4 protein-coding genes are annotated in these 6,257 nt (G+C 74.1%); all 4 read left to right on the top strand.

The annotated features are described in order from the left end of the window. Positions 1-208: 208 nt before the first annotated feature. Genes ACFV0Q_RS36985 through ACFV0Q_RS37000 form a run of 4 tightly spaced genes read left to right on the top strand, consistent with a single transcriptional unit; the run spans position 209 to position 6,252 of the window. Positions 209-1,576, top strand: coding sequence for a cytochrome ubiquinol oxidase subunit I (locus ACFV0Q_RS36985; RefSeq protein ID WP_385011753.1), 1,368 nt, complete (start codon positions 209-211; stop codon positions 1,574-1,576). Next, positions 1,569-2,831 carry a cytochrome d ubiquinol oxidase subunit II gene (locus ACFV0Q_RS36990; RefSeq protein ID WP_385011755.1) on the top strand — a complete coding sequence of 421 codons (1,263 nt, stop codon included), beginning with the start codon at positions 1,569-1,571 and terminating at the stop codon, positions 2,829-2,831. The genes ACFV0Q_RS36985 and ACFV0Q_RS36990 overlap by 8 nt, the downstream gene beginning before the upstream one ends. Then, the gene (locus ACFV0Q_RS36995; protein ID WP_385011758.1) at positions 2,828-4,564 is read left to right on the top strand and encodes an ABC transporter ATP-binding protein/permease; all 1,737 of its coding nucleotides are present in this window, start codon (positions 2,828-2,830) and stop codon (positions 4,562-4,564) included. The genes ACFV0Q_RS36990 and ACFV0Q_RS36995 overlap by 4 nt, the downstream gene beginning before the upstream one ends. Beyond that, positions 4,561-6,252, top strand: a complete 1,692-nt coding sequence (locus ACFV0Q_RS37000; RefSeq protein WP_385011760.1) for an ATP-binding cassette domain-containing protein — start codon at positions 4,561-4,563, stop codon at positions 6,250-6,252. Before ACFV0Q_RS36995 ends, ACFV0Q_RS37000 begins: the two co-directional genes overlap by 4 nt. The last annotated feature ends 5 nt before the right edge of the window (positions 6,253-6,257 follow it).

Genomic DNA, 6,257 nt, shown 5'->3' on the forward strand with positions numbered 1-6,257 from the left:
CACCCCGGGCACCGCGCCCGAGGTGACGCACGCCTTCGACACCTCGGGCGGTCCGGCGCTACCGCGCGGGTCATCGCTCGGCCCGCCCCGCCCGGATCCGGTGCGCTGAGGGGCACCTGCACGTGCGCTCGCCGACAACGCGCCCACCGGTTCGGCGCCTAGCGTCGGCCGGGCACGCCCGTCGAACCGCCGCCCCCCTGGAGTACCCATGGCTTCACCCGGCGTCGTCGAACTGTCCCGATGGCAGTTCGCGATCACCGCGATCTTCCACATGACCTTCCCCGCCCTCACCGTCGGACTCTCCGTGCTGCTCGCCGTCGTGTACACGGTCTACGCCCGCACCGGAAACCCCCTATACCTCCAGATCTTCCGGTTCTGGAAGAAGATCTTCGCCGTCGGCTTCGGTCTGGGCGTGGTGGCGGGCACGGTCATGACCTTCGAGTTCGGCCTGAACTGGGGCACGTACGCCCACGCGGTCGGCCCGGTCATCGGGGTCACCATCGGCATGGAGGTGATCACGGCCTTCTTCCTGGAGGCGGGCTTCATCGGCCTGATGCTGTACGGGGACGGGCGGATCCGCCCCCGGACCATGGCCCTGGCCAGCTGGATGGTCGCCTTCGGGACCCTGCTGTCCACCACCTGGATCCTGTCGGCCAACAGCTGGATGCAGGACCCGGTCGGCTACGAGAAGGTCGCGGGCCAGTTCCACGCCAAGGACTGGATGAGCGTCCTGTTCAACCCGGCCTTCGCCCACCGCTTCCCGCACATGCTGCTGGCCGTGCTGATCAGCTCCGCATGGTTCGTCGGCGGCATCTCCGCCTGGTACCTGGTGAAGAAACGCTCCTCCGCCCAGCCCATGGCCCGCCGCTGTCTGTCCATCGCCCTCGGGGTCCTCGGGGTCCTGATGCCGGTGCAGCTGTACGTGGGTGACGGCACCGCCGTCTTCATGGCACAGCACCAGCTGCCCAAGCTGGAGGCGTTCGAGGGCAACTGGAAGAGCGACAGCAACGGCTACAACCTGCTCGTCGTCCCCGACACCGACAACGGCGAGAACCGGCTGCGGGTCGCGATCCCCTACCTCGGCTCGGTCATCGCCCAGGACCTCAGCGGCCGGACGACCACGCCGGGACTGCTGCAGACCCCGCCCGACGAACGCCCCAACATGTGGACCGCCTTCTACGGCTTCCGCGCCATGTACTTCACCGCGCTGCTCATGTTCGCAACGGCCTTCGCGGGCGTCGTCCTGCGCCTGCGCCGGCGCCTGTACGACTCGCCGCGCTTCCTGCGGTGGATGGTGTGGATGACCCCGGCCGGGATCATCGCCATCACCGGCGGCTGGATCGTCGCCGAAACGGGCCGCCAGCCCTGGGTCGTCTACGGCCAGTTGCGCACCGCGGACGCGGTCTCCCACCTCGGCACACCCGAAGTCGCCGCCACGCTCGTCGGCTTCGTCCTGCTCTACGTCACCCTGCTGGCCGTCTGGGCCCGCTACATCGTCCGTACGGTCAAGGCCGGCCCCGAGACACTGCCCACCGGCCCCGCCTCGCCCGACGTCCCGGAGGCCCTCGTTGCTTGAGTACGCCGCTTACGGCCTGGCCCTCTTCTCACTCGGCATGTACGTCGTCCTCGACGGCTACGACCTCGGCGTGGGCATGCTCAGCCTGGCGGCGGGGCCCGAGCGCCGGCGGGAGTACGGCGAGATCGTCGCCACCGCGTGGGACGCGAACGAGAGCTGGCTCATCCTGGCCGGCGTGGCCCTCTGGGCCGGTCTGCCCGGCGCCTACGCCGTGCTGCTGCCCGGCGTCTACCTCCCGCTGATCGTCATGCTGGTCTCGATCATCCTGCGCGGACTCGGCCTGGAGATGCACAGTGCGGCCGGCCGCTACCGGCGCGGCTGGGCGCTGCTGTTCGGCGGGGCCTCGCTCGCGGCCGCCGTCTGCCAGGGCCTCGTCCTCGGCGCCGTGCTCCGCGGCCCGCGGCAGCGGGGCGGAGCCTTCGACGGAGGGGCGTTCGACTGGTTCAGCCCCTACGGCGTGCTCTGCGCCGCGGGCCTGGTCGTGGTCTACCTGCTGGCCGGGGCCGCCTGGCTGCAGGACAAGACCGAGAGGTGGTCGCGGCCGGGTCTCCGGCGCACCGGACGGTCCCTGCTGGTGGCCACCGTGGGCATGGCGCTCGTACTGGGCCTGCTGCTGCCGGGCGGCGAGGCGCAGCCGCTGCATCCGGGCCGACCGGTGCAAGCCGTGCTGCTCTGGCTCGCCGTGGGGGTCGCCGCGGTGGCCGGCGCCGTCGCCTGGTACGGCTTCGGCCGCCGTCCCGACTGGCGGCCCTTCGCGGCGGTGGCCACCATGACCGCCAGTGGGCTGCTGGGACTCGCCGCCCTCACCCTGCCGGTGGTCGTACCGCCCGGGCTGACCGTCCATCAGGCGGCGAGCCCGCATTCCTCGCTGGTCTTCCTGGTTCTCGGCGTCGGCCTGTGCATGCCGTTCGTCCTCGCCTACAACGTCTACGCGTGGCGGAGTTTCCGCGGCAAGTACGGCGATCCGGTGGAGAGCCCCTTACCGCCGCTGCCCGCCCGGGGCCGGGCGCTTCCGGCCACACCAACGTCCACCGGCGGGCCGCGGACGATGGTGCGACGCGCCCTGCTGACCGTGCTCGGCATCCTCGCCACCGCCCTTTCCCAGGACGTGTTCGGCGGAGTGTCCGACCTGATCGGGCCGATCGGCGTCACGGTGCTGGGCTGCGCCGCGCTGGCAGCCTGGATCGTCGGCGACCGCCGCGACGGCCGCGACGGATACTTCAACGCCGACCCCGGAGCGGAGACCACCCCGTGAGCGGCACCACCGTACTGCTGGACGAACTGGCCGCGGACCGGACCGACGATCCGGTGGCAGGCACGCTGAAGGGCTGGGCAGCGTACGCCCGGCCCGAGCTGCGCCGCGCGGGGATCCTGCGCGGCGCCGCCCAGTCGGGCACGGTGCTGTGGGCGGGCGGGCTGTCCTGGGGTGCGGAGCGCGGCCTGTCGGCACTGCACGGCGGGCTGCCCGTGACGGCCGTGGTGCCGCCCGCCCTGCTGACCGCGGCCGGCGTGGCCCTGCGGGCCGCACTGTTGGCCGCGGGCGATGCGGCGGCCGCTCGCGGCGCCCGCGTCGTACGGGAGACGCTGCGCCGCCGGATCATCGAGACGGCGCTGCCCTCACGCGGGCCGGCCCGCAGCGACCTGGACGACACCGCACCCGCACGGGCCGTCGACGGCGAGGTGGACCAGCTGACCGACTGGCTCACCGGGTACGTGCCCGCGCGGACGACCATGCTGCTCGGCAGTGGTCTCGTGCTGGCCGCCATCGCCTGCCGCAGCTGGTTCGTGGCGCTGCTCGTCCTGGCGGCCACCCCGTTGCTGCCGGTCAACCTGAAGGTCATCGGCCTGGGCACGCAGAACGCCGTCCGCGCCCAGCTGACCGGGATCCGCACCCATCAGGCCCGGCTGCTGGATCATCTGCGCGGGCTGCCCACCCTGGTCGGGCTCGGGGCGCACGACGAGGCGGCCCGCGTACTGGAGCGGGACGACCGGGAGGTCGCCCGGCGGACCGAGAAGGTGCTGCGGATCGCCTTCCTGTCGACCGCCTGGGTCGAACTGCTCATCACCGGCACCCTCGCCGTGGTGGCGACCTACTGCGGCCTGGTCCTGCTCGACTACCTGCACCTGCCCGTCGTCCCGGACCGCATGAGCCTGTCCGCGGCGCTGTTCGTACTCGTGTTGGTACCCGCCTACTTCGCCCCGGCCCGCGACCTGGCCGCGGGCTATCACGCCCGCGCCCAGGCCGCTGCTGCCGCCGAGCTGCTGCCCCCGGTTCTGGACGCGCCCGGGGACGCGGACCCGCCGTCGGGCCCGCCGCTCCGGGCGGCCCACGGCGCGTCGCCTCCCGGGGTGCGGCTGGACGCCGTGACGGTCCGGTACCCGGGGCGTGCGGCGCCCGCCCTGGACCACGTCAGCCTGTGGCTCGCTCCGGGCCGGTTCCTCGCCGTCACCGGGCCGAGCGGGGCGGGCAAGTCCACCCTGCTGGCCGCGGCGGCGGGTCTGTACGCCCCGCACGAGGGGCGCGCGCTGCACCTGTCGGACGGACGGGCCTCTCCCGCCGATCCCGGCCGGGTCTCATGGGTGGGCCAGCCGGCGCACCTGCTGCCCGGCACCCTGCGCGAGAACCTTCTGATGGCCCGCCCGACCGCGAGCGACGAGGATCTGCTGGGCGCCGCCGCCACCCTCGGCTTCGAGGACCTCCTGACCGCGCTGCCGCAGGGACTGGACACCCCGCTCGGCGAGCGCGGAACCGGTCTGTCCTCCGGCCAGTCCCAGCAACTGGCCCTCGTACGAGCCCTGTTGCGGGACGCGCCCCTGCTGTGCCTGGACGAACCCACCGCCCATCTCGACCCGGAGGCGGAGCGGCGGGTCCTGGGGGCGCTGCGGAGGCTGGCCCGCGACCGGACGGTCCTGCTCGCCACCCACAGTCCTGCGCTGCTGCCGCTGGCGGACCAGGTCATCACACTCGACCACGGGAGAGCCCGATGAACCGGCCAGGCGCCTGGCGTCTGCTGCGCACGGCGGCTCCGCGCCGCGCCCTGCTGACCGGCACCCTGCTGGCCGTCGCGGCCGAACTCGCCGGCGCCGCGCTCCTCGGCGTGTCCGGCTGGTTCCTGACGACCTGTGCCGTGGTCACCCTCCAGGCCAACACCACCTGGTCCTGGATGTATCCCTCGGGCGCCGTGCGGGCGCTGGCCCTGTCCCGCACCGGGCTTCGCTACCTCGAACGCCTGGTCAGCCACCGGACGTTGCTGTCCGCCTCCGTGGCACTGCGCACCCGGGCGGCCCGTGGCGCTGCCCGGCTCACCCCCCGTGAGCTGCGCGGACACCGGGACGGGACGCTGCTCGCCCGGCTCACCTCGGACGTGGAGACCGTCGCCGGTCTGCCCGCGAACGTCTACGCACCACTGGCGGCGACGGTCACCACGGCTTGCCTGATCGAGATCCTGCTGCTGTGGGCGATGCCTGCGCTGGGGGCGGCCGAGCTGCTCGTCTGGGCGGCCGGGCTGGTCTGCGCCAGGCTGGCCCACCGCCGCGCGCGGGCCCAGCTGGGCGCCGCCGCCGAGGCCAGGGCCGCGCTGCGCACCGTACTGCTCGGCAGCCGGGCCGCGTTCGACGAGCTGAGGTGCCTGGACGCCGTACCGCAGGCGCGGCGGGCGGCGACGGCCGCGATGACGGCTGTCGAGTCCGCCGAGTGGGCCGCCGCCCGGGCCGAACGGCTGGGACGTCTGGCGCTGCGCCTGCTGGCCGCCGCCGGCCAGGCTTCGGTGCTGGTGATCGCCCTGTGCGCGGCCCCGGCCCAGCCGGCCGCCTCCGTGGTGGGCGAGGTGCTGCTGATGGCCGCGGGGTGGGAGTTGCTGGAGCGGCTTCCCCGGCTGCTGCACCTGCTGGGCCAGGCCGGCGACGCGGCCGCACGCCTCGCGCCGCTGGGCGCCGAGGAGCAGCCCGCGGATCCGCGGCGGCCGGGGGCGCATGTCCTGGAAACGGCCGGACTGCCGCTTCCCGGCTCGCCGGCGACCCTCACCACGACCCTGTCCGGCCCCGGCCTGGTGCTGGTCACCGGGCCGAACGGCAGCGGGAAGTCCACACTGCTCGGAGAGCTCGCCGGACGGATACCGACTCCTGTCGGCGCGGTCCTCCTCGGCGGCGCCCCCGTGCAGGAACTGCCCGCCCGGGTCGTCGCCGAGACGGTCACCCTGGTCGAGGCCGACGACTGGCTGGCCGACGACACCGTCGCGGCCAACCTCCGTCAGGCCGCCCCCTCGGCCGACACCGCAGCCCTGCGGGCCGTACTGGAGATGGGCGGCCTCTCCGCGCTGCCGCTCGACGCCCCGGTGGGCTCCGGCGGGCGTCTGCTGTCCCAGGGGCAGCGGCGGCGCCTCGCGATCGCGCGCGCCGTGCTGCGGCGCCCACCGGTGCTCCTGCTGGACGAACCCGTCGCCGGTCTGGACCGTCCCACCGCCGAGGCACTGCTGGACGCGCTGTTCCGGGCGCTGCCGGAGACCGCCGTGGTGGTCGCGATGCAGGAGCAGGACCTCGGTCTGCTCACCAGGACGCCGGCCGCGGTCGTCCGCCTCGGAGGAGGCGGGGACCGGGCCGGCGTCGGTTCGACCGGGCCGGTGGCGGCCGGCCTCAGTCGAAGCGCAGGTCGGACAGCTGTCGTTCGAGCGCGGTGACGTCG

This window comes from Streptomyces sp. NPDC059564 (assembly GCF_042735575.1).
Classification (GTDB): Bacteria; Actinomycetota; Actinomycetes; order Streptomycetales; family Streptomycetaceae; genus Streptomyces.

Coding starts and splice junctions, on each gene's coding strand:
- ACFV0Q_RS37000 (WP_385011760.1), top strand. CDS start 4,561: ATGAACCGGCCAGGCGCCTGGCGTCTGCTGCGCACGGCGGCTCCGCGC.
- ACFV0Q_RS36985 (WP_385011753.1), top strand. CDS start 209: ATGGCTTCACCCGGCGTCGTCGAACTGTCCCGATGGCAGTTCGCGATC.